The following is a 26,708-nucleotide window of genomic DNA, read 5'->3' as shown; positions in this document are numbered from 1 at the left end:
CACCCTCAGTCATAGCGCACCCTTGGGTCGACGACCGCGTACATGACGTCGACGATCAGGTTGAAGACGATGGTGAACAGCGCGATCACCACCACGGTTCCCATCACCAGCGTGTAGTCGCGGTTGAGCGCGGCATCGACGAAATAGCGGCCGACGCCGGGAATGGAGAAGATGGTCTCGACGATGACCGAACCGGTGAGCAGTGCGGCAGCCGCCGGACCGGTGAAGGACACGATTGGCAGGATGGCGCCGCGCAGTGCGTGCTTGACCACCACCGACCAGTCCGACAGGCCGAGCGCACGCGCCGTGCGGATATGGTGGGAACGCAAGCTTTCAATCATCGAGCCGCGCATCAGGCGGGCGACGATGGCGATCTGCGGCAAAGCGAGTGTCAAGATCGGGCCGATCTTGTTTATCAGTGCGCCGTCACCCCAGCCGCCGATCGGCAACAGCTTCCAGGTCAGCCCGAACAGCAACTGGATCACCGGCGCGATGACGAAGGTGGGGATGGTGCTGCCGGCGGTCGCCAACGCGATCACCGTATAGTCGCCAATCTTGTTCTGGTTGAGCGCGGCAATGGTGCCGAGCACCGAACCGAGCAGCAGCGCCAGGATCAGCGCCGAAGCGCCGAGTTGAACCGAAATCGGCAAGCCCTTAGCGAAGAGTTCGGTGACGGTGAAGTCAGGCAAATTGTAGCTCGGTCCGAAATTGCCGCGCAAAAGATTGCCGAGATAGTGGGCATATTGCAGCCAGAGCGGATCGTTGAGGCCGAACTGAGCTTCCAGATTGGCCCTGATCTCGGGACTGAGGCCCCGCTCCTGATTGAATGGGCCGCCCGGTGCGACGCGTATCAGGAAGAACGCCATGGTCACGATGACGAATAGCGTCGGTATGGCGGTCAAAAGCCGCCGGAAGATATATCGCAGCATCGGCGCCCCGCTTCGGCCAGAGCGACACGCCCGGATGAGGCGCGGCGGTCCAGTCAGCGATGATTCAGTCCTTGGAGACGAAGCGGGACGGATGGATGTCCATCACATTGTCATCGAAGCCATGCAGCTTCGAGGAAACGATGTCGTGGAAGCTGTAGTAGAGAAGCGGAATGTTGCCGACGTCGTCGACAAGGATGCGCTCGGCCTCGGTGAGGTCCTTCATGCGCTCTTCTGGCTTGCCACCGGCAGCCGCGGCCTTGTCCATGGCCGCTTCATATGCCGGGCTGACGTAGCTCGAATAGTTGTTTCCGCTGGCCTTGCGTGTGATGCCGAGGAAGGTCTCGGGATCCTTGTAGTCGGCGATCCAGGCGGCACGCGCCACGTCGTAGTTGCCCTTCTGCTCAAGGAAGGAATAGTGGGTCTTGGTATCGGTGTTGAGCAGCGTGATCTCGACGCCAAGCGGCTTCAGCTGTTCCTGGATGGCAACCGCGGTGTTCTTGTGGTTTTCCGAGGTGTTGTATCGGATCTCCATCTTCAGCGGATGCTCGGGCGTATAGCCGAGTTTCTCGAGGATCTTCTTGGCGGCGTCCTCACGGTCGATCTGCGACATGTCGGCGTATTTGGCCATTGCCGGCGTGTAACCCGCGATGCCCGGAGGCACCATCGAATAGCCAGGCAGCATCGAGTTCTGCCAGACTTTCTCCGCGAGGAAGTCGCGGTCGATCGCCATCGAGATGGCGTTGCGTAGTTCGACATTATCCCACGGCGCCTTGTCGGTCTTGATCGCGTAATAGTAGGTGCCGAGATACGGTCCGACACGGACCTGATCGCCGAACTTGGTCTTCAGGTCAGCGAGCTGTTCGGTCGGCAGGTCGCCGTAGCTGTCGAGTTCGCCGGCCTCGAAGCGCTTCATCGCCGATGAGCGGTCTTCGGTCGGGATATAGTTGACGACGTCCATCTTGACGGTCGCGGCGTCCCAGAATTTCGGATTCTTGACCAGCTTCATGTGGTCGTTGGGAATCCACTCGGCCAGTGTATAGGCGCCGTTCGAAACGAGATTGCCCGCCTTGATCCAGTCGGCGCCGAGCTTGTCGATCGAGGCCTTGTTGACCGGATAAGTGGCCTGGTGGGTCAGCATCTCGAGGAAGTATGGCGTCGGCGCCTTCAGCGTCACTTCCAGGGTGTTGGCGTCGATCGCCTTGACGCCCATGTCCTCGGGCTTGCCTTTCTTGGTGTTGACTTCCTCGGCGTTCTTCACGGGATAGAGCATGGAAGCGTATTCGGCGGCGGTCGCCGGATCCTCCAGCCGACGGAAGGAGTAGACGAAGTCGTCCGCCGTCACCGGGCTGCCATCCGACCACAAGCCGTCCTTGCGCAGCTTGAAGGTGTAGACGGTGCCGTCATCGGATACGGTCCAGCTTTCGGCGGCGCCCGGAATGAGGTTCGTCTTCTGATCGTGCATGACCAGTCCCTGGAACAGGTCGCGGATGATATCGGCTTCGTAGACGGTCGAGGTCTTGTGCGGATCGACTGTCTCCGCTTCGGCGGCGCTGCCTCTGTTATAGACAGTCTCGGCAAGGGCCGGCGTGAGGAATGTGCCTGCAGCAAAGGTCATGGTTGCGGCGACCAGCGTCGCCTTCAGCATATTTTTCAGCATGAAGTCTCTCCCTGTGGCGCTGCCCATCGGCTACGCCTTACGAGTGTTAACGCCCCGGAACCGATTTCTGGCCCCTTTGAGCGCGCCGCCGGTTCCCGTTCCGGCAGCTGGTGGCAGGAGACTAGACAGACGGAAATATTATTTCAACCGCCCGCTGCTTGACGTTGAGTGAGTAGTCTTCCGCTAAAATAGAACCAGCTAAAATTCAAATGCATTTCAACTGGCTGCACCTTGCGGTTGCCTTATTGGTTTTCTGTTTTTGCAAGCGAAGTTTGGCATGCTCGGCAGTATGCTGCAGAACCCAAAACTCCCCGCTTTGTGGTGTCGTTTCCGGGCGAACGCCTCGGGAACCTCGGCGATCGAATTTGCCATGCTGGCGCCGCTGTTCATCCTGCTTCTGCTCGGAATGGTTGCATATGGCATCTATTTCGGTGCCAGCCACTCGGTCCAACAAATCGCGGCGGATGCGGCGCGAACGGCGATTGCGGGGCTGAACGCCACTGAACGCAAGACGCTGGTGACCAACTTCATCAACAACGATGTCAACGGTTATCCCTTCGTCGATGCCACGAAACTGACGGTCGATGCCAAGGACAGTGTCGCCGATGGCAGCCAGTTCGTGGTCTCCGTCAGCTACGACGCACGGAATTTGCCGATCTGGAATCTGTTTCCCAATCTGTCGATGCCGGGCATGACCATTCAACGTCAATCGACGATCCGGGTCGGGGGCATCTGATGCGTAGTGCCGTTGCTGGAATGTGGCAGATATGCCGGCGGCTGCTGCGCGAGAAGCGGGCCAATTTCGCTGTCATGACGGCGCTCTGCGCGCCCGTCGCGCTGGTCCTGACGGCGTTTGCCGTCGACCAGGGTGCGCTGTTCAACGAGCGCCGCGCAGCGCAGTCGATCGTCGATCTGGCGGCAATCACTGCCGCGGCCAATCTCGCCAACGTCGAAACGGCGGTGCTGACGACGCTGAAGGACAATGGCATCAGCTCGGTTGCCGTGCAGAAAGACGGGACAACCGTCCCGCCAACAGCCACCAAGGCGGTGGTCCAGATTGTGCCGGGGCGCTACACCGGTTTGAGTTCGATCGCCGCCGGCAGCCGGTTCGAGGCAGGCAAGCTGCCCTACAATGCCGTGCAAGTGTTCCTGAAGAAGCAGGGCACGCTCTATTTCGGCACCTCGCTCATGGCCCCGCCGGTCATCGGCACGATGGCAACCGCAAACGCCCAGGCGCAGGCGACATTTTCGGTCGGCTCAAGGCTGCTTAGCGTCAATGGCGGCCTGCTCAACGCGCTCCTCAACGGGCTGGTGGGCGGCAACATCTCACTCAGCGTAATGGACTATAATTCCCTGATCGCGGCCGACATCAACGTGCTTTCCTTTGTCGACGCGCTCGCGGTTCAGTTGAACATGACCGGTGTGTCGTACTCGGATGTGCTGGCTTCAAAGGCGAGCATCGGCCAGATCGCAACCGCCATGGCCAATGTCCCGGGGTTGGGCAACACGGCCAAGCTGGCCTTGCAGTCGGTGGCCTCGAAGGCCACCAGCACGGTCCAGATTCCGCTCAGCCACCTTGTCGACCTCGGCTCGGTCGGCCGCCTGGGCCTCGGGCAAAAGCCGTCGGGCCTGGGTGTCGATACCAGCGCCATGGGAATGCTGACGGCCGCGGCGTCCCTTGCCAACGGCACCCACCAGGCCCAGCTCGACCTTGGCCTCACCGTGCCTGGCCTCACCGCCACGACGCTCAATGTCGCCATTGGCGAGCCGATGCAATCCTCGCCATGGCTGGCTGTCGGCGAGGCCGGAACCGTGGTGCGCACCGCGCAGACACGCATCAAGCTTCTGGCGTCGGTCACCGTCGGCAACAGCAATATCGGCGGCGGCACCACCCTGCTCTCCGTTACCTTGCCGCTGCATATCGAAATCGCCTATGCGGAGGCCAAGCTGACGGACATAAGCTGTCCGACGGGCCGTCCCGAGAGCATCAAGGTCACCATCGCCACGCGCCCCGGTGTCGTCGAGGCGCATCTCGCGGCCAGCAGTGCCGACGGTAATCCCGGCGCCTTCGCCGATTTCACCAAACCGCAATCCTTCTACAACACCGAAATCGCTGCGGTGAAGCTGCTGCTCGTCCCGCTCTTGTCGGTGAAGGGGTCCGCGGCATTCGCGATGACCAACATGACCTCGACAAACCTGGTCTTCAACTATACCGACATCACCGCCAAGACGATCAAGACCGTCTCAACGCAGAACCTGACGCAGTCGCTGACCACCTCGCTGGTCAGCAATCTGTCGCTGACGGCCAACGTGCTGGGCCTGCCGATCAACCTCAGCGCCCTGCTTGGAACGGTGAAGCCGGCTGTGGTGGCGCTGCTGAACAGCGTGACGGCGCCCGTCGACACGCTGGTCTACAATGTGCTTGCGGCGCTCGGTGTAAGCGTCGGCCAGGCCGATGTCCGGGTCACCGGCGCGACCTGCGGCCGCTCCGTTCTGGTGCAATAGCCCCGACTATCGGTTAGCCGATTCGTCCGACAAACCAGCCCAGCGCCGGCAGCGACAGCCCCTCCTCCTGTAGGACCGCACCGCCACCCGGAGCTATCGTCACGACGGGCCCGAAACCCGGCGGCAGTGGCCACTTGGCCGGCTCGTCGGCGAAATTGAAGACACAGACCAGGATCTCTCCCTCATCCTCCCTGATGAAGGCAAGGACATCGCCCTCGGTATCGAGAAAGCGGATCGAGCCCTTGACCAGAGCCGGATGCGTCTTGCGCAAGGCCAGCATCGCCCGGTAGCCGGCAAGCACGGAATTTTCGTCGCCATTCTCGATGTCGACCGCTTGGGCGCGGTGGCTTGCCGGCACCGGCAGCCAGGGTTTTCCCGAGGAAAAACCGGCATTGTCGGCGCCTGCCTCCCAGACCATCGGCGTGCGGCAACCGTCCCTGCCCTTGACCCCCGGCCAGAAACGGATGCCGACGGGATCGCGCAGATCCTCGAAGGTCAGCTCCGCCTCTTCCAGCCCAAGCTCTTCGCCCTGGTAGAGGCAGATCGATCCACGCAGGCACGAAAGCAGCGCGATTGCGAATGCCGCCACCGCATTTGGGTCGCCGCCCGGCCGCGTCCAGCGGCTGACATGGCGCACGACATCGTGGTTGGAAAACGCCCAGCACACCCAGCCGTCGGCAACGGCTGCCTCGAAGGCCTCGACGCAGCCGCGCACATGGGCGGGCGAGAATTGTGCCCCAAGCAGGTCGAAAGTGTAGCACATGTTGAGCTTGTCGCCGCCGGAGGTGTAGGCGGCGAGCGTCTGCAGCGAGCGGCCTTCGTCGCCGACTTCGCCGACACTGGCGCGGCCGCCATACTCGTCGAGCAAAGAGCGAAAGCGCCGGAGGAAATCGAGGTTCTCAGCTTGCGTCTTGTCGAACAGATGCTCCTGGAAGAGGTAGGTGTTGGTCTCGCCATTGGTGCCGGCGACGCTCGACGCCAAAGGCGGATTGCTGCGCAGCCAGCGGTCATGGACGTAGTAGTTGACCGTATCCAGGCGGAAGCCGTCGACGCCGCGGTCGAGCCAGAACCGCACTGTCTCCAGCAGCGCATCCTGAACCTCCGGATTGTGGAAATTGAGGTCCGGCTGCGAGGCGAGGAAGTTGTGCATGTAGTACTGCCGGCGGGTCGCGTCCCACTCCCAGGCCGGGCCGCCGAAGACCGACAGCCAGTTGTTGGGGGCGTTGCCATCGGGTTTGCTGTCGGCCCAGACGTACCAGTCAGCCTTGGGGTTGTCGCGGCTGGTACGGCTTTCGACGAACCATTCGTGCTTGTCGGATGAGTGCGACAGCACCTGGTCGATGATCACCTTTAGGCCGAGCCGATGCGCCTCGGCCACCAGCGCGTCGAAATCGTCAAGCGTGCCGAACATCGGATCGACCGCCTGATAGTCGGAGACGTCGTAGCCCATGTCGGCCATCGGCGACTTGAAGAAGGGCGACAGCCAGACGGCGTCGACGCCAAGAGAGGCGACGTGCGCCAGCCGAGACGTGATGCCTGAGAGGTCGCCGCTGCCGTCGCCGGTCGTGTCCTGGAAGGAGCGCGGATAGATCTGGTAGATCACGCAGCCGCGCCACCAGTCGGCGCTCTGTTCGGGACCCGACTGCGCATTGTCGTCGGCCATCACGAACCCTTCCTGGCGCGGCCCTTGGCGGTCCGGCGCTCAATCATGAAACTGACACTGCGGCCGGGCAGCGGGCGTGCGAGGTCGATCGCCTGCGTTTCAATCGCCGGCTGCCATTGGAGCCCTTCCCGCACGGGCAGCGTGAAGACACATTGGCGGCGGTCGCCATTGACGATGACGGCCAGGCGCCCGTCCGTGCCATCGGCGAGCAGCATGACGAGGCGATGGCGCGAGGCATCGTTCCAGTCAGCCTCGCTCAGCGGCGCGCCGGTCTCGGCCAGCCAGGCGACATCAGGCACATCCGAACCGGCCGGCGGCTCCCCGGTCAGGAAGCGCGGATCGGCAAGCACTGAAACCGCGCGGCGGAGTGCCGCGAGCGCCGACACATGGGCTTCCAGCGCAACGTCGCGCCCGGCCCAGTCAAGCCAGGTGATGGCGTTGTCCTGTGCGTAGGCGTTGTTGTTGCCCTTTTGCGTGCGGCCGAATTCGTCGCCCGCCGTCAGCATGATCGTGCCGCGCGAAGCAAACAAGGTGGCAAGCAGCGCCCGGCGGTCACCGGAACGGGCCTCGGTAATCGCCTTGTCGGACGTCTCGCCTTCGACGCCATTATTCCAGGACAGGTTCTCATTGTGGCCGTCGCGGTTCTTCTCGCCATTGGCCTGGTTGTGCTTGGCTTCATAGGCGACGATGTCGGCCAAGGTCATGCCGTCATGCGCGGCGATGAAGTTGACCGTCCGGCTGGTGCCGAGCCCTTCTTTGGCGAAGACATCGGACGAGCCGGCGAGCCTTGTTGCCAACGCACCGACGGCGCCAGCATCGCCGCGCCAGAAGCGCCTGACGTCGTCACGGTAGCGGTCGTTCCATTCCAGATATGGCGGTCGGAAATTGCCGAGCTGGTAGCCGCTCGGGCCGATGTCCCAAGGCTCGGCGATCAGCACCCTTTCGGCAAGGATGGGATCGCCAGCGATGGCTTGAAGCAAGGGCGCTTCCGGGTCGAAAACGCCATCGACGCGGCCGAGAACCGGCGCCAGGTCGAAGCGGAAACCGTCAACACCGGCGTGGCGGACAAAATGGCGAAGCGTGTCGAGCACCATGGCGCGGACGATAGGATGATCGCAGGCGATGGTATTGCCGGTGCCGGTGTCGTTGGACAGCCTGCCGCCCGGCTCGTGCCGGTAGTAGGCGTGGTTATCCAGCCCACGCAGTGACAGCGTCGGGCCGAGCCGGTCGCTCTCGCCGGTGTGGTTGAAGACGAGATCGAGGATGGTGCCGATACCGGCCTTGCGCAAAACCGCCACTGTATCGCGCAATTCGGCGAGGCCGCCAGGCGCCAGCCGCGGATCGAGCGCCATGAAGGTGACGGGGTTGTAGCCCCAGGCATTGCTCAAGCCCAACGGTGGCAGATGGCGCTCATCGATCGAGGCGGTGATCGGCATCAACTCGACGGCCGAGACGCCGATCTTTTTCAAATGTTCGATGATGGCCGGATGGGCAAGGGCCGCAATGGTGCCGCGCTGGGCTTCCGGCACGTCCGGATGCAGCTTGGTGAAAGAGCGGACATTGAGTTCGTAGATCAGGCCGCCGGGCTGAAACAGCGGCGGCAACAGCGTCACCGGTTCCGGCAGCGCAACCACGACCGCCTTCGGCATCAGCGGCGCGGTGTCGGCGCCTTCGTTGCGTTTGGCGGTGAGCCGCCAGTGATACTGGTACGACCGGTCGATCTCGACGGCATAGGGATCGGTGAGCAGCTTGTCGGGATCGAACCACAGCCCTCGCTCCGGCGCATAATCGCCATCGGCGCGAAAGCCGTAGCGGGTGCCGGCTGCGAGGCCGGCGACGAACAGCGCATGCACGCCTTCGCCTTCCGGCTGGAGCTCAAGCCGGTCGATTTCGCGCGAGCCAGTGTCGTCGAAGATCGACACCCAGAGGCGCCGCGCGGATGACGACCAGGCGGCGAAGCGTAGGCCGTCGCGGGTGGTAGTGGAGCCGAGTTGGGTCATGCAGTCTCCCCCTTCTCCCCTTGTGGGAGAAGGTGTCGCCGAAGGCGACGGATGAGGGGTGCTCCAGCTTGGCACCGACTGCGATCCGTCCAACACCCCTCAACCGTCTCGGCGCTGCGCGCCGATCCACCTTCTCCCACAAGGGGAGAAGGGAAAGCGCGCGCAGCCACCCTCAAGTAATCACGCTCGGCTTGTTGCGGTCTGTGTGGCTCTTGATGCCTGCAATATCATCCGCGGCGGCAATCAGATCGGCAAGCGCCTCTTGCGTGTCGAGATCGTGCCTCGCTCTGTCCGGCTCGTAGCGCTCGATATAGACGCGCAGCGTCGCGCCCGACGTGCCGGTGCCGGACAAACGAAACACAACGCGGGAACCGCCTTCGAACAGAATGCGGATGCCCTGGTTTTTGCTTACCGAGCCGTCGACCGGATCGTGGTAGGCGAAGTCGTCGGCATTGGCGATCTTCAGGCCGCGCACGCTGGTGCCGGGCAGCGAGGTTAGCTTGGCGCGCAGTTCGTCGACCAGCGCATTGGCGCGCTCGGTCTCGACCTCTTCATAGTCGTGGCGCGAATAGTAGTTCCGGCCGTAGGTCGCCCAATGTTCGGTGACCACCTGTTTGGCGCTTTCGCCGCGCACCGCCAGGATGTTGAGCCATAACAGCACCGCCCACAGCCCGTCCTTTTCGCGGACATGGTTGGAGCCGGTGCCGGCACTTTCCTCGCCGCAGATCGTTGCCATGCCGGCATCGAGCAGATTGCCGAAGAACTTCCAGCCGGTCGGCGTTTCGTAGATGCCGATGCCGAGCTTTTCGGCGACACGGTCGGCCGCACCGCTGGTTGGCATCGAGCGGGCGATGCCTTTGAGGCCGTCCTTGTAGCCCGGCGCCAGTTGGGCATTGGCGGCAAGCATGGCCACCGAATCCGACGGGGTGACGAAAATGCCCTTGCCGATGATCAGATTGCGGTCGCCGTCGCCGTCGGAAGCGGCGCCGAAATCGGGCGCATCCGGTCCCATCATCTCGTCATAGAGATGTTTTGCATGGACCAGGTTCGGATCGGGATGATGGCCGCCGAAATCCGGCAGCGGCTTGTAGTTGCGGCACGTCCCGTTTTCCGCGCCAAGCCGGCGTTCGAGGATCTCCTTGGCATAGGGTCCGGTCACCGCATGCATGGCATCGAAGCGCATGCGAAAGCCGTATTTGAAATTGGCGCGGATGGCGTCGAAGTCGAACAGGCTTTCCATCAGCTCGGCGTAATCGGAGACCGGATCGATCACCTCTACCGCCATGCCACCGGCGGTCACGGTGCCGATCTTGTCGATGTCGATCTGGTCGATCTGGGCGGTCTTGAAGCTCGAAATCGTCTTGGTCTTTTCGAAGATCGCGTCGGTCAGCTTTTCCGGCGCCGGGCCGCCATTGCCGGCATTGTACTTGATACCGAAATCCTCATGCGGCCCGCCCGGATTGTGGCTGGCCGACAGGATAATGCCGCCGAAGGTTTTGTATTTGCGGATGACATGCGAGGCGGCCGGCGTCGACAATATGCCGCCCTGCCCGACCATCACCTTGCCGAAGCCGTTGGCGGCGGCCATGGCGATCGCCTTCTGGATGACCTCGCGGTTGTAGAAGCGGCCGTCGCCGCCGATCACCAGGGTCTTGCCCTTGAACCCGTCAAGCGCGTCGAAAATCGACTGGATGAAGTTCTCGGCATAGTGCTCCTGCTGGAAGACAGGCACCTTCTTGCGCAGGCCGGACGTGCCGGGTTTCTGGTCAAGATAGGGTTTGGTGGGAACGGTCCGGATCATGCTTCAGGCAACCCTTTTCGAAAGCAGCAGGCGGTAGAGTTCAACGTATTTGTCGGCGCTCTTGTCCCAGGAGACATCGGCCTTCATGCCCTGGCGCTGGATCTGTTCCCAGACGGCCGGGCTCGCATGCGCGTCGACCAGCCGGCGGATGGCGTGCAGCATCGCGCCGCCATTGTTGGGCGCGAACTGGAAGCCGGTTGCGACGCCTGCCGAGATCGCGGCCTCATTGGCGTCGATGATGGTGTCGGCAAGGCCGCCGGTGCGGGCAACGACCGGCACGCAGCCATAGCGCAGGCCGTAAAGCTGCGTGAGCCCACAAGGCTCGAAGCGCGACGGGATGACGATGGCATCGCAGCCGCCTTGCATGGTGTGGGAAAGCCCCTCGTCATAGCCGACGACGACGCCGATGCGGCCGCGATGGCGGGCGGCGGCGGCAAGCAGCGCGCCTTCCAGCCCGGCATCGCCCGAGCCGAGGATCGCCAGCCGCGCGCCGGTGGCGAYGACGCCGTCGACCACCGCCGCCAATATGTCCATGCCCTTTTGCCAGGTCAGCCGGCTGATGACGCAGACAATCGGGCTGTCGTCGCGTTCGAGGCTGAAGCGGTCCTCGACAACCGCACGGTTGGGAAGGCGCGCTTTGAGCGTCTGCGCGGAATAGGCCGACACCAGATGCTTGTCGGTCTCGGGGTTCCAGATGTCGGTGTCGATGCCATTGACGATGCCGTAGAGGTCCGAGGATCGCATGTTGATCAGGCCGTCGAGGCCCATGCCGAATTCCGGCGAGCGGATTTCCTGGGCATAGGTCGGGCTCACCGTGGTGATCGCCCAGGCCGCCTGCAGACCGGCCTTGAGGAAGCCGACGCCACCGTAATATTCGACGCCGTCGAGCGCCATCGCCACCGCCGGCAGGCCGAGCTCACCGAAGATGCCGGCGCCGAACTGGCCCTGGAAGGCAAGATTGTGCACGGTGATCAGCGACGGCACGCCGACCGCCTTGCCGTAGCGCATATAGGCGAGCGTCATGGCCGACTGCCAGTCATGGGCGTGCACCAGATCCGGCTGGTAGCCGGAGATGGCGCCGCCGGCGATGTCGCCGCCGACCTGGCTCAACGCCGCGAAGCGCCGCCAGTTGTCGGGCCAGTCGGCGCCGGCCGCATTGCCATAGGGGCCGCCCGGACGGTCGTAGAGATGTGGCGCGTCGAGCACGAACAAATCGAGCCCGGCAACCTGCACGGCATGGACCGAAGCCTTGCCGCCCTGCAGCAGCGGGTACTGGTAGACGGCCTTCCTTTTCTTGAAGGCGCCCATCACCTGCGGAAAGCCCGGGATGAGCGTGCGCATCGTCACGCCCTTGGCGGCCAGTGCGATCGGCAGTGCGCCGGTCACGTCGGCAAGTCCGCCGGTCTTGATCAGCGGGAAAATTTCGGGCGTGACCGACAGAACCTGCATGCGTCTATCGTCCCTGTCTAACTCTTTGTTTTCGCAATTCCGGACGGAAAACCGTTTCACACTTTTCCTGAAATTGCTTCACAGCTTCAGCTTGTCGATCATGTCCTGCGTGACCAGGCAGATGCCCTTTTCCGAAACCCGGAAGCGCTTGGCGTCGAGCGCGGGGTCTTCGCCGACCACCAGCCCTTCCGGTATCCTTACACCGTGGTCGATGACGACGCGCTTCAACTTTGCGTTCCGGCCGACATGAACGTCGGGCAGCATGACGACTTCTTCCAGCGTCGAATAGGAGTTGATACGGGCGCCGGTGAAGATCAGGCTGCGCTTCAGCGACGCGCCTGAGACGATGCAATCGCCTGAGACCAGCGAGGACACGGCCGAACCACGGCGGCCATCCTCGTCATGTACGAACTTTGCCGGCGGCTTCAATTCGGCATAGGTCCAGATCGGCCAGTCGCGGTCGTAGAGGTCGAGTTCGGGGGTAATATCGGTCAGGTCGATATTGGCTTCCCAATAGGCGTCGACGGTGCCGACATCGCGCCAATAGGCCTCGTTCTCGGCGGTCGAGCGCACGCAGGATTTAGCGAAGCGATGCGCGATCGCCTTACCGTGCTGGACGATGTAGGGGATGATGTCCTTGCCGAAGTCGCGGCTGGAGCCCGGCTCGGCGGCATCGCGGCGCAGCTGCTCCATCAGGAACTTGGTCTTGAAGACATAGATGCCCATCGAGGCCAGAGCGAATTCCGGCTTGTCGGGAATGCCGGGCGGATCGGCGGGCTTTTCGACGAAGGCGATGATGTTGTCCTTGCCGTCGACATGCATGACGCCGAAGCCGGTCGCTTCCATGCGCGGCACTTCGAGGCAGCCGACGGTGACGTCGGCATTGGCGTCGACGTGCTGACGCAGCATCAGCTCATAGTCCATCTTGTAGATGTGGTCGCCGGCAAGGATCACCATATATTCGGGGCCATAGGCCTCGATGATATCGATGTTCTGGTAGACGGCGTCGGCCGTGCCTTCATACCACTGCGTTTCCGAGACACGCTGGCTGGCCGGCAGGATGTCAAAACTTTCGTTTCGCTCGGGGCGCAGGAAGTTCCAGCCGCGCTGCAGGTGGCGGATCAGCGAATGCGCCTTGTACTGGGTGGCGACACCGAGGCGGCGAATGCCGGAGTTGAGCGCATTGGACAGCGCGAAATCGATGATGCGCGTCTTGCCGCCGAAATAGACGGCCGGCTTGGCGCGTCGGTCGGTCAATTCCTTGAGCCGGCTGCCGCGGCCGCCGGCCAGCACATAGGCCATGGCATCGCGCGCCAGCGGCTGGGTTCTCTTCAAGTCTGCCATTTTTACCCTCCCAAATTACCAGTCTGGAGCATCGCTCAGTCCGCAACGAATTGACGGACTTAGTCCTCTACGAGTTCAAGCATGATCGTCGACAGCGGCGGCAAAAGCATCGTCGCCGAAATGCCTCCTCCTTCCGCCCTGGCTTCAACCACGCCGCCATTGCCCTTGCCCGAACCACCATAGTCCGAAGCGTCGGTGTTGATGATTTCGCGCCATTTGCCGACCTTGGGCAATGGCACGCGATAATTGTCGCGCGGCACCGGCGTGAAGTTGGAAATGACGGCGATGGGATTGCCGTCGGGCGCACTGCGCAGCCAGGCGAAGACGGAGTTTTCCTTGTCGTCGACGATCAGCCAGGAAAAGCCGTCCGGCTCGCAGTCGCGCGCATGCAGCGCCGGGCGCGAGCGGTAGAGATAGTTGAGATCGCGCACCGTCTGCCAGACGCCGCGATGCGGGCGGAAGTCGAGCAGGTTCCAGTCGAGCGCGCGCGCCTCGCTCCACTCGCGGCGCTGGGCGAATTCCTGGCCCATGAACAACAGCTTCTTGCCGGGATAGCCCCACATGAAGGCGTAGAAGGCGCGCAACGTCGCGAATTTCTGCCAGTCGTCGCCAGCCATCTTGCCGAGCAGCGTGCCTTTGCCATGCACGACCTCGTCATGGGACAGCGGCAGTACGAAATTTTCGGAGAAGGCGTAGGTCAGGCCGAAGGTCAGGTCGTTGTGATGGTGCTTGCGGAAGATCGGCTCCTTGGCGAAATATTCCAGCGTGTCGTGCATGAAGCCCATGTTCCACTTGAAGCCGAAGCCCAGTCCGCCCTCATGCACCGGCGCCGAGACCTTCGGCCACGAAGTCGACTCCTCGGCGATGGTCATCACGCCGGGATGGTGGCCGTAGAGCTCCTTGTTCATCTTCTGCAGGAAGGAGACTGCTTCGAGGTTCTCGCGGCCGCCCTTCTCGTTGGGGATCCATTCGCCGGCCTTGCGCGAATAATCGAGGTAGAGCATCGAGGCCACCGCATCGACGCGCAAACCGTCGACATGGTATTTCTCGGCCCAGAACAGCGCATTGTTGACGAGGAACGACACCACCTCGCGGCGGCCGAAATTGTAGATCGCGGTGTTCCAGTCGGGATGGAAACCCTTGCGCGGATCGGCATGCTCATAGAGCGCTGTGCCGTCGAAATTGGCCAGGCCATGGGCGTCGACCGGAAAGTGCGCCGGCACCCAGTCGAGGATGACGCCGACGCCGGCGCGGTGGGCGCCATCGACGAAACGGGCAAAGCCGTCCGGGTCGCCGAAGCGCGCCGACGGGGCATAAAGTCCGGTTGTCTGATAACCCCATGACGGGTCATAAGGATGTTCGGAGATCGGCAGGAATTCGATGTGGGTGAAGCCGGTTTCGACGGCATAGGGGATCAGCTGGTCGGCGAGTTCGTCCCATGACAGGAAGCTGCCGTCATCGTGCTGCTGCCACGAACCGGCATGGACCTCGTAAATCGAGATGGCTTCGCGCCGGGGATCGGCCTTGCGCCAGTAGCTGCGATGCGCCTCGTCGCCCCATTCATGCGCCGGCGGCACCGCCGTCACCGAAGCGGTAGCCGGGCGCAGTTCGGATTTGAAGGCGAACGGATCGGCCTTGAGCGGCAGGCGCACGCCATCGGGCGCGATGATCTCGTATTTGTAGGGGTGGCCGGCGCCGATATCGGGAATGAACAATTCCCAGATGCCGGTGTCGCGACGGTCGCGCATCGTGTGCCGGCGGCCGTCCCATTCGTTGAAGTCGCCGACCACCGAAACGCGGCGCGCATTGGGCGCCCAGACGGCGAAATGCACGCCGGAGGCGCCTTCATGGTCGATGAGATGGGCGCCGAGCTTGTCGAACAGCCTGAGGTGCGACCCTTGCGCGATGTAGTAGTCGTCCATCGGGCCGAGCACCGGGCCGAAGGAATAGGGATCGGTCAACCACCAGTCGCCGCCGGCATTTTTGGCGTGATAGCGCAGCGGCTGGCGTTTGCGGATCGAAACCTTGCCCTCGAAGAAACCGGCATCGTCGCGGCGTGAGAGTTCGCCGGCGTTCTTGCCGGTCAACGTATAGGCGGTGACGAACTCGGCATTGGGTACGAAGCAGCGGGCGACAAAGCCCTTGCCGACTTCATGCACGCCCAGGATTGCAAAAGGATCGCCATGCGTGCCGGCAACAATCGCCGCGACATCGCCGGCTGAGGCCAGCCCGTCCGGCCCGCTTGTCGCAGCGGTCACGCGTGGTTTCCTCATCAGGTAGCGTCCCTCCCAGGGATCTATTTTGTTTTGTTCATGTCGTTATCCCAAAACCGCTACGCACTTTTGGGCGACATTCACGAGGCCACATTGTTCGTGGCCTCATGCAATCATATCAGGCAGGCACGTTCCAGATTTCTTTCGCATATTGGCGGATTGTGCGATCGGAAGAGAACCAGCCGACGCGGGCGACGTTGCGGATGGCGCGTGCGTACCAGTCGGGACTGTTGCGCCAGACAGCATCGACATCGCGCTGGGCGGCGGCATAGGCGTCAAAATCCGCCGCAACCATGAACCAGTCGGTGTTGTAGAGACCGTCGATCAGTTCGCGGTAGCGATCCGGCTGGTCGGGCGAGAACACACCCGATGAGACGGCGGCGACAGCTTGCGCCAGTTCCGGCGATCCTTCGATGACAGCGCGCGGGTTGTAGCCATTGCTGCGCCGCTCGGCTACTTCGGCCGTGGTCAGGCCGAAGATGAAGATGTTGTCGTCGCCGACGCACTCCTTGATCTCGACATTGGCGCCGTCGAGCGTGCCGATGGTCAAGGCGCCATTCAGCGCGAACTTCATGTTGCCGGTGCCCGACGCTTCCATGCCGGCGGTCGAGATCTGTTCGGACAGGTCGGCGGCTGGCATCAGCACCTCGGCCAGGCTGACATTGTAGTTCGGCACGAACACCACTTTCAGCAGGCCGCGCACCGACGGGTCACTGTTGATGACCTTGGCGACGTCGTTGGCCAGTTTGATGATCAGCTTGGCGTTGTGGTAGCTGGGCGCCGCCTTGCCGCCGAAGAATTTGACGCGCGGCATCCAGTCCAGCTCGGGATGCGAGCGGATCTGGTCGTAAAGCGCAACGGCTTCCAGGATGTTGAGCAGCTGGCGCTTGTATTCGTGGATGCGCTTGACCTGGATGTCGAACAGGGCCGACGGGTCGACCTTGATGCCGAGCCGGTCGGCGACCAGATTGGCGAGCTTGACCTTGTTGGAGCGCTTGACGGCGGCGAACTTGTCGCGGAAGGCAGCGTCGCCGGCAAAGGCCTCAAGCCCCTTGATGGCGTCGATATCGTCAAGGAAGCGGTCGCCGATCGCTTCACGGGTGAGCGCGGTGAGGCCTGGATTGCACTGGATCAGCCAGCGCCGCGGCGTGATGCCGTTGGTCTTGTTGTTGATGCGGTCGGGGTAGAGCTTGTGGAGATCGGCAAACACCGTCTCCTTCATCAGCTCGGTATGCAGCGCCGACACGCCATTGATCGAGTGCGAGCCGACAAAGGCGAGGTTGCCCATGCGCACGCGGCGGTCGCCGGCTTCCTGGATCAGCGAGATGCGGCTGATCTGCTCGCCCGAGAACTGGTTGGTGGCGCGTGCCTCGAGCAGCACCTGCGCATTGATGGCGTAGACGATCTGCATGTGGCGCGGCAAAAGCCGCTCGAACAGCGGCACCGGCCAGCTTTCCAGCGCCTCTGGCAGCAGCGTGTGGTTGGTGTAGCCGAAGGTGCGCTTGGTGATGTCCCAGGCCTGGTCGAAATCCATGCCGTGGATGTCCATCAGCAGACGCAACAGCTCCGGCACGGCAATCGCCGGATGGGTGTCGTTGAGATGGATCGCCGCCTTGTCGGGCAGCGACACGAGATCGCCATACTGGCTGAGATGGCGCTGGAGGATGTCCTGGAGCGAGGCAGTGGAGAAGAAGTATTCCTGGCGGAGCCTTAGCTCCTGCCCGGCCTTGTGGGAATCGGCGGGATAAAGCACGCGCGACAGCGCATCGGCCTTGTTGCTTTCGGCAAGAGCTCCGATGTGGTCGCCGGCGTTGAACTTGTCGAGCAGGATCGGATCGATCGGCATGCCGGACCACAGCCGCAGCGTGTTGACGCGGTTGGCGCGCCAGCCGACCACGGGCGTGTCGTAGGCGACTGCCTGGACATGTTCGGTCGGCTTCCAGACGTGGCGCTCAAGCCTGCCGTCCTTGGAGGTGATCGATTCCACCGAACCGCCGAAGCCGACCTCGAAGGCGCGCTCGCGGCGTTCGAACTCCCAGGGGTTGCCGTGGTCGAGCCAGGTTTCGGGCAGTTCGACCTGCCAGCCGTCATGGATCTCCTGGCGGAACATGCCGTTGGCGTAGCGGATGCCGTAGCCATGAGCGGGAATGTCGACGGTCGCCATGCTTTCCATGAAGCAGGCGGCGAGCCGGCCGAGGCCGCCATTGCCGAGCGCCGCATCCGGTTCGAGCCCGGCGATGAGGTCGAGGTCGACGCCCAGCGACTTCAGCGCCTCGCGCATATTGTCCATCAGGCCGAGATTGGAGAAGGCGTCGCGCATCAGCCGGCCGATGAGGAATTCGAGCGACAGATAGTAGACGCGCTTTTCCTGCTGGGCGTAGGCCTCCTGCGTCGCCTGCATCCAGTGATCGACGATGCGGTCGCGCACGACCTTGATCGAGGCGGTCAGCCAATCATATTGCGTGGCGACGGAGGTGCCCTTGCCGACCCGGTATTTGAGGGCCGACAGCACCTCGTCGGCGAGCGTCTTGGGATCGGGGATTTCGAGAACAGGAGCTTTGGCTGTCATTGTTCGCGTCATACTGCCTCTCGTGATCGTGCTGCGATCATACCGGCTTTCGCTGTCAGTCCCAGCCCATCCTAGTGCATTGCAACATACATTCAATCGATTTAGGTCGGATAGCTGCCGGTTCCCCTGCGGCAATTTATCCATCGCAGCGGATCAAGCTGCCAGAGCCGCCTCTGGCGGAACCTTGGCTCCAGTCATGAAAGCCACGGCATCCGACATGGTATATTGCTTGGGATCGATGACGCAGAGGCGACGTCCCAGCCGATGGATGTGGATACGGTCGGCCACTTCGAAGACATGCGGCATGTTGTGCGAGATCAGCACGATCGGCAGGCCGCGTTTCTTGACGTCGAGGATCAGTTCGAGCACGCGGCGGCTCTCCTTGACGCCGAGGGCCGCCGTCGGCTCGTCCATGATGACGACCTTTGAACCGAAGGCGGCAGCGCGCGCCACCGCCACGCCCTGGCGCTGGCCACCCGACAGCGTCTCCACTGCCTGGCTGATGTTCTGGATGGTCATCAGGCCGAGCTCGGAGAGTTTGTCGCGGGCGCGCTTTTCCATCGCCCGGCGGTCGAGCATCCGAAACCATTGGCCGAGCAAGCCAGGTTTGCGGATCTCGCGGCCGAGGAACATGTTGTCGGCGATGGAGAGCGCCGGTGACAGGGCAAGGTTCTGGTAGACGGTTTCGATGCCGGCATCGCGTGCCTCCATCGGCGACTTGAAGGAAGTAACCTTGCCGTCAAGACGGATTTCGCCTTCATCAGCGGTGATAGCGCCCGAGATCGCCTTGATGAGCGACGATTTGCCGGCACCGTTGTCGCCGATCACCGCGAGGATTTCGCCGGCGTAGAGATCGAAATCCGCATTGTCGAGCGCGGTAACGCGGCCGTAGCGCTTGACCAGACCGCGGGTTGTGAGGATGGGTTCGCGTGACATTAGCCGGCAACCTTTCTGATCCACTGATCGACCGCGACGGCACCGATGATGAGAACTCCGATCAGAAAGAACGTCCATTGCGGATCGGTGCCAATAAGCCGAAGCCCGAGCTGAAAAACGCCGACGATGAGCGCGCCGAAGATCATGCCGAGGATCGAGCCGCGGCCGCCGAACAGGGAGGTGCCGCCGATCACCACGGCGGTAATGGATTCGATGTTGGCGAATGCGCCCGCGGTCGGCGACACCGAGCCGATGCGGCCGATCAGCACCCAACCGGCAAAGGCGCAGATCAAGCCCGAGATCGTATAGACCTGGACCAGCATGCGCGGCACGCGCACGCCGGACAGGTCGGCTGCGTCAGGATCGTCGCCCGTCGCGTAGACGTGGCGGCCCCAGGCCGTGTAATTGAGAATATACCAGAGCAGCAAGACGAGCAGCACCATGGTGACAACGCCGAGCGTGATGGTCGCGCCGACGAGGGACAGGCCGTCAAACAGCCATCTGACCGGCGGTACGTAGTCGCACACGAAGTTCTGCCAGATGTGCCCGTCGCATTTGAGCTTGTTGCCGAACAATTGCAGAAGCGGGGCTTGGGCCTCTACGTCCTGGCCGCGGATCGTCTCGTTGCGGGAATAGAGAAAGTTGGCAGCCGAAAATATCTGCCAGGTGCCAAGCGTCACGATGAAGGGCGGCAACTTCATGTAGGCGATAAGGACGCCATTGATGAAACCGCACAGCGCTCCGCAACCGAAGCCGCAGAGAAGCGACAACGGAACCGGCAAGCCATAGCGAAACGCGAACTGCCCCATCACCACCGACGACAGCACCATGATGGCGCCGACCGAAAGATCGATGCCGGCGGTGAGGATGACGAGGGTCTGTGCCGCCCCTATGATGCCGGTGATGGCCACTTGCTGAAGGATCAGCGTGAGCGCGAACCAGTTGAAGAATTTGGGGCCGGCGAGGATGCCGAAGACCAGGATCGACGCCACCAGCACGATCAGCGGAACAGCCGCCTGGTTCGCATGGAGTGCATGCTGGAATTTTTCAATCGGCGACTTGCTGTGGGTGTCGAAGCTCGCCACGGACGCGTCACTGTCAGCGAGACCCTTCTCGAACTCTTGCGGTCGCCCGGCGTTCGCCGATGCGTCGGTCATCTCTATCCCTCCGGGATGTTGTTTCCTCCTTCGCGCAAAAGGGCGGCCTGGAGACCGCCCTCCCGCACGAAGCCGATATTCGCGCTCTTAGTCAGGGCGTGTCAAATCAGCCCCAGCACTTGGCCAGGCCTTCCTTGGTGTCGATCGAAGGGACGCCTTCCACCGGATTGTCGGTGATCAGCGTGACGCCAGTGTCGAAGAAGGTCTTGCCTTCCGTCACCTTCGGCTTCTCGCCAGAGTCGGCGAACTTCTTGATGGCTTCCACGCCCATCGACGCCATCAGCAGCGGATACTGCTGCGAGGTCCCACCGATGACGCCTTCCGCGACATTCTTCACACCCGGGCAGCCGCCGTCGACCGACATGATGAGAACATCCTTTTCCTTGCCGACCGCCTTGAGAGCTTCGTAGGCACCCGCGGCCGCAGGCTCGTTGATGGTGTGGATGACGTTGATGGTGGGGTCCTTCTGCAGAAGGTTTTCCATGGCCTGACGGCCGCCTTCCGGATTGCCGTTGGTATAGTCATGGCCGACAATGCGCGGATCGTCTTCGTCGCCGATCACATTGACATCCTTCACGTCGATGCCGAAGCCCTTCATGAAGCCCTGGTCGCGCAGCACGTCTACGGTGACTTGCTTGGTATTGATGTCGAGGAAGCCGATACGGGCGTCCTTGGCCTTGTCGCCGAGTTTGGCGGCGGCATAGGCGCCGATCAGCCGGCCGGCTTCGAAGTTGTCGGTGGCCATGGTCTGGTCGGCGGCATCGATCGGATCAAGCGGTGTATCGAGCGCGATCACGAGGATGCCGGCGTCACGCGCCTTCTTGATCGTCGGAACAATGGCTTTGCTGTCCGAAGGGGTGATCAGAATGCCCTTGACGCCATCCGCGATGCAGGTTTCGACCGCCGCGACCTGGCCTTCATTGTCGCCGTCGTCCTTGCCGGCATAGGCCTTGAGGCTGACACCGAGTTCTGTGGCTTTGGCTGTGGCACCTTCCTTCATCTTGACGAAGAAGGGATTGGTATCGGTTTTGGTAATCAGGCAGGCGCCGATGTCGGCGGCGTATGCAGGAGCGGCCAACACAACGAGGGCAGTGGCGGTCGCGCCGAGCAACGCAGACTTCAGTACGGACGTTTTCATCAAGATACTCCTCCCAGATAAGCCATGCGGCACCGGGCCACCCGGAGCCATCATGCGGGCGTTCGCGCACTCTTCCCAGTCGAGCGCCCCTACGGCTGACGAAACACCAATAGCGATCACCTGTCAATAATTAAATCACTCTTATTTATTATTGACAGCATTGCACGGTTCACCCATTCTGCCGCAAAAGCAGTGAGAATAAATCAAGGGAAGGAACAAGGGTGGAGACCGGCATTGCGAGGCACGGTTCGCCCGAGGCGGCCGAAAGCCGTCTCCACCGTGGCACCAACCAGAGCGGCATGCGCGACCACAATGAGCGGCTGGTGCTGTCGCTAGTGCGCCAGCACGGCAGCCTGGCCAAATCAGACATTGCGCGCATGACCGGGCTGTCGGCGCAGACCGTCTCGGTCATCATGCGCGAACTGGAGGAAGACAGCCTGCTGCTGCGCCAGGCGCCGTTGCGCGGCAAGATCGGCCAGCCCTCCATCCCGATGGCGCTCAACCCCGAAGGCGCCTTCTTCATCGGCCTCAAGATTGGCCGCCGCAGTGCCGAACTGGTGCTGATCGATTTCCTCGGCACTGTGCGTTCCATGCTGCAGCACTCCTACCGTTATCCGGCGCCGCGCGAGACGGTGGAGTTCGTCACCGAAGGCATGAAGACGATGCGCGCCGAACTGACACAGGCGCAGGACAAGCGCATTGCCGGGCTCGGCATCGCCATGCCGTTCGAACTGTGGAACTGGGCCGACACCGCGGGTGCGCCGCGCGACATCATGGACGAATGGCGCCATCGCGACATCCGCGCCGACATCCAGGCGCAGTGCGAATTCCCGGTCTATCTGCAGAATGACGCCACGTCAGCCTGCGGCGCCGAACTGGTGTTCGGCCAGACCGGCGGGGCGCGCGACTTCGTCTATTTCTATATCGGCGCCTTTGCCGGCGGCGGCATCGTGCTCAATGGCCGACTGTTTGGTGGACCAACGGGCAATGCCGGGGCGCTGGGCTCGATGCCGGTGCCGGGGCCGGACGGCAAGCCGACGCAGCTCATCGACGTCGCCTCGATTGCCATGCTCGAAAAGGCGCTTAACGCACGCGGCGTCGAGGCTTCGCATTTGTGGACGTCGCCTGAGGATTGGGGCGAGATCGGCCACGAGCTCGACGACTGGATCACCAATGCCGCTCGGGCGCTCGCCTACGCCATTGTCGCGGCGTCCTCGGTGATCGATTTCGAGGCGGCGGTCATCGACGGCTGGATGCCGCTCGCGGTGCGGCGCCGGCTCGTGGATGCGATCAAAGAGGCCATCAGTTCGATCGATGGCGAAGGCCTGAAGCTGCCGCTGGTGCGTGAAGGCACGGTCGGCATCCATGCCCGCGCGCTGGGCGGCGCCAGCCTGCCGCTGTCCGAACGCTTCCTCATCGGTTCGACCACGATTTCCAGGAGCACCTGAATGCTGATCGGTATTCCGTCGCTGCTCGGTCCGGAGCTTCTGGCGACCTTGCGCGCCATGGGCCATGGGGACGAGATCGCGCTTGTCGACGGCAACTACCCGGCCGAGGAGCAGGCAAACCGACTGGTGCGGGCCGACGGTCATCATCTCATACCGGTGCTCGACGCCATATTGAGCGTGCTGCCGGTGGACGACTTTGTGCCGGAAGCGCTGTTTCGTGCCTCGGTCAGGGGCGATCCCTCGGTTGCCGATCCGGTCCACCGTGAAATCGAGGCGATCTGCACCAGGCGCGCGCCGGGCCGCAAGGTGGTTGCGCTGGCCGGCGCCGACTTTTATGCACGCGTCCGGTCGGCGTATGCGATCGTCGCGACCAGCGAACCTAGGCTCTACGCCAACATCATCATCCGCAAAGGCGTGATCTATCCGCCGGAAAGCCCTGACACATGATCCTCTGCTGCGGCGAAGCCCTGATCGACATGCTGCCGCGCACGACGACGCAGGGCGAGCCGGCCTTTGCGCCTTATGTCGGCGGCGCGGTGTTCAACACGGCAATCGCGCTTGGCCGCCTCGGCGCGCCGGCCGGCTTCTTTTCCGGCCTGTCATCGGATCTGTTCGGCGGCCAGTTCCGCGAGGCGCTCGGCGCAAGCAAGGTCAGTTCCACCTATGCGCACACCTCCCCTCGCCCGACCACGCTCGCCTTTGTCCGGCTCACCAACGGCCAGGCGACCTATACTTTCTACGACGAGAACACCGCCGGCCGCATGCTGACCACCGAAGACCTGCCGGAGCTCGGCGCCGAGATCGAGGCTATGCTGTTTGGCGCCATCAGCCTGATTTCCGACCCGGCGGGTGCTGCCTATGAGGAATTCATGAAGCGCGAGCACCAGCGCCGCGTCATGATGCTCGATCCCAACATCCGGCCGAACTTCATCCCCGACAAGGCAAAGCACCTCAGGCGCATCCGCTCGATGATGGCGATGGCCGACATCGTGAAGCTGTCGGACGAGGATCTGCACTGGTTTGGTGAGGCCGGCTCGCACGAGGACGTCATCCGAAACTGGCTGGACCGCGGGCCGAAGCTGATCGTCGTCACCCATGGCAGCGAGGGTGCTGTCGGCTATAGCCGCGAGCATAAGGTCACGGTGATGCCGCAGAAGGTGGAAGTGGTCGACACGGTCGGCGCCGGCGACACGTTCAACGCGGGCATTCTGGCCTCGCTGCACGAGCAAGGCCTGCTCACCAAGGCTGACATCGGCGGCCTTTCCGAGGACGCCATCCGCCAGGCGCTGGCGCTCAGCGCCAAGGCGGCGGCGGTGACCGTGTCACGAGCCGGCGCCAACCCGCCCTGGCGGCATGAAATCGCCTGATCCACATATTATCCGGCCGCTAGCCGCCACGAGAGCCGATCACTTTATGTTTCCGCGAGCCGGAAAGACGCGACAAATTAGCCGCGTCGCGTCTTGAAAAGCCCGGATTTCCGGCATCTTGCTGCAGCGCGGCAAAAACCTGTAGTAACAGGCTGCGACACCTCGGCCACCGGCCGCCTGGCCGGGCCGGCTTTCTCGACCGGCCCAACTCTGGTACCAGCGGGCCGGTTAAGTTGTTGTTTCTGTGCGTGTCGTCGTCCTCCGGACCGCGCGCATTACCATTTTGAGGCCGACATGCAGTTCATCGATCTTGGCGCGCAGCGCGAACGTATCCGCGACCGGCTGAAGGCCGCGATCGATAATGTCGTCGAGGAAGGCCGCTACATCCTCGGGCCGCAGGTCACCGAATTCGAAAACAAGCTCGCCGCCTATATCGGCACCAAGCATGTCGTGGCCTGCGCCAACGGCACCGACGCGCTGCTTTTGCCGCTGTTTGCCGCCGGCATCGGCCCGGGCGACGCGGTGTTCGTGCCGAGCTTCACCTTCGCCGCGACCGCGGAAGTGGTGGCGTTGGCCAAGGCTGAACCGGTTTTCGTCGATGTCGACGCCGAGACCTACAACATCGACATTGCCAGCCTCGAGGCGGCGATTGCCATGATCAAGAAGGAAGGCCGGCTGAAGCCGAAGGCGATCATTCCGGTCGACCTGTTCGGGCTTGCCGCCGACTACGAGGCGATCATGGCAATCGCCAAGCGCGAAGGCCTGCTGGTGATCGAGGACGCGGCGCAATCGATCGGCGGCTCGGCCGACGGCAAGATGTGCGGCGCGTTCGGCCATGTCGGCTCGACCAGCTTCTATCCGGCCAAGCCGCTCGGCTGCTACGGCGATGGCGGCGCGATGTTCACCAATGACGATGCGTTGGCCGACCAGCTTCGTTCGTTTGCCTTCCACGGCAAGGGCGAAACCCAGTACGACAATGTCCGCGTCGGCATCAATTCACGCCTCGACACGATCCAGGCGGCGATCCTGATCGAAAAGCTCGCCATCCTCGAAGACGAGATGGTCGCCCGCCAGGTCGTCGCCAAGCGCTATGCCGAAGGTCTCGGCGACATCGTCAAGGCATCGCGCAATCTGGGTGGCGGCCGCTCGGCCTGGGCGCAATATGCCATCGAGACGCCGAAGCGTGACGGCTTGCGGGCGCATCTCGGCGAAAAGAGCATCCCTTCGGTGATCTACTATGTGAAGCCGCTGCACGAGCAGGTCGCCTATCGCGACTATCCGCGCACGCCGACCGGCCTTACCGTGTCGGAGGAACTGCCGAAGCGGATCCTGTGCCTGCCGATGCATCCCTACCTCAGCGAAGCCGACCAGGACCGCATCATCGAGACGATCCGCAATTATATCGGCTCGAACTCGGCGCATGTAGCGGCGGCTTAGAGGCGCCTAATTGTTTGATCCCTAGCTTTAATGGTGCGATCTTTTCCGCGGAATGGAAGGAGGCACTATGGGTCAGGTTCTACACGGCCGCGCCACGACGACAGAGGCGATCCGTCGAGCAATACAAAATAGTCAAGAGAGCCTGAAGAAGCTCGCCAAGCGCTATGGCATCGATCCCAAGACGGTCGCGAAGTGGCGCAATCGGACCTCGACCGCCGACCTTCCGACCGGCCCCAGAGAGCCGCGCTCGACGGTGCTGTCGCTCGAAGAGGAAGCAGCCATCGTCGCCTTTCGCAAGCATACGCAACTGCCGCTCGATGATTGCCTCTATGCCCTACAGCCGACGATCCCGCATCTGACGCGCTCGTCATTGCATCGTTGCCTTCGGCGCCACGGCATTTCGCGGTTGCCGCAGACGGGCGCCGACAAGCCGGCCAAGCAGAAGTTCAAGGCCTATCCGATCGGCTATTTCCACATCGATATCGCCGAGGTGCAGACCGCCGAGGGCAAGCTGCGCCTGTTCGTTGCCATCGATCGGACGTCCAAGTTCGCTTATGCGCAGTTGCACGCAACCGCGGACAAGATGACGATGGTCCAGTTCCTTCGGGATCTGATCGCGGCCGTGCCCTATGTCATCCATACAATTCTGACCGACAACGGCATCCAGTTCACCAATCGCAGCTGCGACCGCCACGCCCCCAGGCATGTTTTTGACGACGTCTGCGCTGACCATGGCATCGAGCACCGGCTCACCAAGATCAACCATCCATGGACCAACGGCCAGGTCGAGCGGATGAACCGAACCATCAAGGACGCGACCGTCAAGTGCTTCCACTATGATGATCACGACCAGCTGCGCCGGCACCTTGCCGACTTCCTCTCAGCCTACAATTTTGCGCGCAGGCTCAAGACCCTCAAAGGCCTCACACCCTATGAGTTCATCTGCAAAATCTGGCAAAAAGAACCCAAACGCTTCCGACTCGATCCGGTCCACCAAATGCCAGGACTAAACACCTAATCTCCCCCCTTGAGGGG

At 62.6% G+C, this 26,708-nt stretch carries 18 protein-coding genes and 1 pseudogene; 7 read left to right on the top strand and 12 right to left on the bottom strand.

The window, feature by feature from the left end; all coding sequences use genetic code 11:
• Positions 1 to 5: 5 nt before the first annotated feature.
• Together AC1DYO_RS12775 and AC1DYO_RS12770 are read right to left on the bottom strand one after the other, a co-directional pair.
• On the bottom strand, positions 6 to 929 hold the full coding sequence (locus AC1DYO_RS12775; protein ID WP_477263648.1) for an ABC transporter permease subunit: 924 nt from the start codon (positions 927 to 929) through the stop codon (positions 6 to 8).
• 316 nt (positions 930 to 1,245) lie between these two features.
• Positions 1,246 to 2,391, bottom strand: a pseudogene (locus tag AC1DYO_RS12770) (peptide ABC transporter substrate-binding protein); the annotation flags it as partial.
• Positions 2,392 to 2,956: 565 nt separating this feature from the next.
• On the opposite strand from AC1DYO_RS12770, the gene AC1DYO_RS12765 reads away from it, so the two are divergent.
• Both AC1DYO_RS12765 and AC1DYO_RS12760 read left to right on the top strand, forming a co-directional pair.
• Positions 2,957 to 3,322 carry a TadE/TadG family type IV pilus assembly protein gene (locus tag AC1DYO_RS12765; RefSeq protein WP_477263646.1) on the top strand — a complete coding sequence of 122 codons (366 nt, stop codon included), beginning with the start codon at positions 2,957 to 2,959 and terminating at the stop codon, positions 3,320 to 3,322.
• Positions 3,322 to 5,091 carry a pilus assembly protein TadG-related protein gene (locus AC1DYO_RS12760; RefSeq protein WP_477263644.1) on the top strand — a complete coding sequence of 590 codons (1,770 nt, stop codon included), beginning with the start codon at positions 3,322 to 3,324 and terminating at the stop codon, positions 5,089 to 5,091. Before AC1DYO_RS12765 ends, AC1DYO_RS12760 begins: the two co-directional genes overlap by 1 nt.
• 13 nt (positions 5,092 to 5,104) lie before the next feature.
• Here the strand turns inward: AC1DYO_RS12760 and bglA are convergent, their stop codons facing one another.
• The 10 genes from bglA to AC1DYO_RS12710 form a co-directional block, all read right to left on the bottom strand.
• Complete coding sequence (gene bglA, locus AC1DYO_RS12755) at positions 5,105 to 6,754, bottom strand: beta-galactosidase BglA (RefSeq protein WP_477263642.1); 1,650 nt, start codon at positions 6,752 to 6,754, stop codon at positions 5,105 to 5,107.
• A complete protein-coding gene (glgX, locus tag AC1DYO_RS12750; RefSeq protein ID WP_477263640.1) occupies positions 6,754 to 8,754 on the bottom strand; it encodes a glycogen debranching protein GlgX in 2,001 nt (666 codons plus the stop codon). Before glgX ends, bglA begins: the two co-directional genes overlap by 1 nt.
• Before the next feature lie 172 nt (positions 8,755 to 8,926).
• Positions 8,927 to 10,555, bottom strand: a complete 1,629-nt coding sequence (locus tag AC1DYO_RS12745; RefSeq protein WP_477263638.1) for an alpha-D-glucose phosphate-specific phosphoglucomutase — start codon at positions 10,553 to 10,555, stop codon at positions 8,927 to 8,929.
• Between the two features lie 3 nt (positions 10,556 to 10,558).
• Complete coding sequence (gene glgA / locus AC1DYO_RS12740; protein WP_477263636.1) at positions 10,559 to 12,004, bottom strand: glycogen synthase GlgA; 1,446 nt, start codon at positions 12,002 to 12,004, stop codon at positions 10,559 to 10,561.
• A 78-nt stretch (positions 12,005 to 12,082) separates the two neighbouring features.
• On the bottom strand, positions 12,083 to 13,348 hold the full coding sequence (glgC, locus tag AC1DYO_RS12735; protein ID WP_112564064.1) for a glucose-1-phosphate adenylyltransferase: 1,266 nt from the start codon (positions 13,346 to 13,348) through the stop codon (positions 12,083 to 12,085).
• A gap of 59 nt (positions 13,349 to 13,407) precedes the next feature.
• Positions 13,408 to 15,621, bottom strand: coding sequence for a 1,4-alpha-glucan branching protein GlgB (gene glgB, locus AC1DYO_RS12730; protein WP_477263634.1), 2,214 nt, complete (start codon positions 15,619 to 15,621; stop codon positions 13,408 to 13,410).
• 118 nt (positions 15,622 to 15,739) lie between these two features.
• Complete coding sequence (locus AC1DYO_RS12725) at positions 15,740 to 18,202, bottom strand: glycogen/starch/alpha-glucan phosphorylase (RefSeq protein WP_477263632.1); 2,463 nt, start codon at positions 18,200 to 18,202, stop codon at positions 15,740 to 15,742.
• A 141-nt stretch (positions 18,203 to 18,343) separates the two neighbouring features.
• Positions 18,344 to 19,126: an ATP-binding cassette domain-containing protein gene (locus tag AC1DYO_RS12720; protein WP_477263630.1), complete on the bottom strand. Its 783-nt coding sequence runs from the start codon at positions 19,124 to 19,126 to the stop codon at positions 18,344 to 18,346.
• Entirely contained in the window at positions 19,126 to 20,283 is a 1,158-nt protein-coding gene (locus tag AC1DYO_RS12715; RefSeq protein WP_477263628.1) for an ABC transporter permease, read from the bottom strand. Before AC1DYO_RS12715 ends, AC1DYO_RS12720 begins: the two co-directional genes overlap by 1 nt.
• A 106-nt stretch (positions 20,284 to 20,389) precedes the next feature.
• The gene (locus AC1DYO_RS12710) at positions 20,390 to 21,421 is read right to left on the bottom strand and encodes a sugar ABC transporter substrate-binding protein (protein WP_263790502.1); all 1,032 of its coding nucleotides are present in this window, start codon (positions 21,419 to 21,421) and stop codon (positions 20,390 to 20,392) included.
• 221 nt (positions 21,422 to 21,642) lie between these two features.
• Between AC1DYO_RS12710 and AC1DYO_RS12705 the strand changes: the two genes are divergently transcribed.
• The 5 genes from AC1DYO_RS12705 (at position 21,643) to AC1DYO_RS12685 (ending at position 26,691) form a co-directional block, all read left to right on the top strand.
• Positions 21,643 to 22,869, top strand: a complete 1,227-nt coding sequence (locus tag AC1DYO_RS12705; RefSeq protein ID WP_477263625.1) for an ROK family transcriptional regulator — start codon at positions 21,643 to 21,645, stop codon at positions 22,867 to 22,869.
• Positions 22,870 to 23,316, top strand: a complete 447-nt coding sequence (locus AC1DYO_RS12700) for an RbsD/FucU family protein (protein ID WP_477263623.1) — start codon at positions 22,870 to 22,872, stop codon at positions 23,314 to 23,316.
• On the top strand, positions 23,313 to 24,236 hold the full coding sequence (locus AC1DYO_RS12695; protein ID WP_477263621.1) for a carbohydrate kinase family protein: 924 nt from the start codon (positions 23,313 to 23,315) through the stop codon (positions 24,234 to 24,236). The genes AC1DYO_RS12700 and AC1DYO_RS12695 overlap by 4 nt, the downstream gene beginning before the upstream one ends.
• A 294-nt stretch (positions 24,237 to 24,530) precedes the next feature.
• On the top strand, positions 24,531 to 25,673 hold the full coding sequence (locus AC1DYO_RS12690) for a DegT/DnrJ/EryC1/StrS family aminotransferase (protein WP_477263619.1): 1,143 nt from the start codon (positions 24,531 to 24,533) through the stop codon (positions 25,671 to 25,673).
• A 67-nt stretch (positions 25,674 to 25,740) separates the two neighbouring features.
• A complete protein-coding gene (locus AC1DYO_RS12685) occupies positions 25,741 to 26,691 on the top strand; it encodes an IS481 family transposase (protein WP_477263617.1) in 951 nt (316 codons plus the stop codon).
• Positions 26,692 to 26,708 lie beyond the last annotated feature (17 nt).

The organism is Mesorhizobium sp. P2_F5 (assembly GCF_056403715.1).
The sequence above is the reverse complement of the archived record's forward strand: the minus strand, read 5'-3'. Positions and strand labels throughout refer to the sequence as shown.

What these genes read in the sequence shown, in the direction of transcription:
- AC1DYO_RS12775 (WP_477263648.1), bottom strand. Translation starts at nt 929, where the DNA reads ATGCTGCGATATATCTTCCGGCGGCTTTTGACCGCCATACCGACGCTA.
- AC1DYO_RS12765 (WP_477263646.1), top strand. Translation starts at nt 2,957, where the DNA reads ATGCTGGCGCCGCTGTTCATCCTGCTTCTGCTCGGAATGGTTGCATAT.
- AC1DYO_RS12760 (WP_477263644.1), top strand. Translation starts at nt 3,322, where the DNA reads ATGCGTAGTGCCGTTGCTGGAATGTGGCAGATATGCCGGCGGCTGCTG.
- bglA (WP_477263642.1), bottom strand. Translation starts at nt 6,754, where the DNA reads ATGGCCGACGACAATGCGCAGTCGGGTCCCGAACAGAGCGCCGACTGG.
- glgX (WP_477263640.1), bottom strand. Translation starts at nt 8,754, where the DNA reads ATGACCCAACTCGGCTCCACTACCACCCGCGACGGCCTACGCTTCGCC.
- AC1DYO_RS12745 (WP_477263638.1), bottom strand. Translation starts at nt 10,555, where the DNA reads ATGATCCGGACCGTTCCCACCAAACCCTATCTTGACCAGAAACCCGGC.
- glgC (WP_112564064.1), bottom strand. Translation starts at nt 13,348, where the DNA reads ATGGCAGACTTGAAGAGAACCCAGCCGCTGGCGCGCGATGCCATGGCC.
- glgB (WP_477263634.1), bottom strand. Translation starts at nt 15,621, where the DNA reads ATGAGGAAACCACGCGTGACCGCTGCGACAAGCGGGCCGGACGGGCTG.
- AC1DYO_RS12725 (WP_477263632.1), bottom strand. Translation starts at nt 18,202, where the DNA reads ATGACGCGAACAATGACAGCCAAAGCTCCTGTTCTCGAAATCCCCGAT.
- AC1DYO_RS12720 (WP_477263630.1), bottom strand. Translation starts at nt 19,126, where the DNA reads ATGTCACGCGAACCCATCCTCACAACCCGCGGTCTGGTCAAGCGCTAC.
- AC1DYO_RS12715 (WP_477263628.1), bottom strand. Translation starts at nt 20,283, where the DNA reads ATGACCGACGCATCGGCGAACGCCGGGCGACCGCAAGAGTTCGAGAAG.
- AC1DYO_RS12710 (WP_263790502.1), bottom strand. Translation starts at nt 21,421, where the DNA reads ATGAAAACGTCCGTACTGAAGTCTGCGTTGCTCGGCGCGACCGCCACT.
- AC1DYO_RS12700 (WP_477263623.1), top strand. Translation starts at nt 22,870, where the DNA reads ATGCTGATCGGTATTCCGTCGCTGCTCGGTCCGGAGCTTCTGGCGACC.
- AC1DYO_RS12695 (WP_477263621.1), top strand. Translation starts at nt 23,313, where the DNA reads ATGATCCTCTGCTGCGGCGAAGCCCTGATCGACATGCTGCCGCGCACG.
- AC1DYO_RS12690 (WP_477263619.1), top strand. Translation starts at nt 24,531, where the DNA reads ATGCAGTTCATCGATCTTGGCGCGCAGCGCGAACGTATCCGCGACCGG.
- AC1DYO_RS12685 (WP_477263617.1), top strand. Translation starts at nt 25,741, where the DNA reads ATGGGTCAGGTTCTACACGGCCGCGCCACGACGACAGAGGCGATCCGT.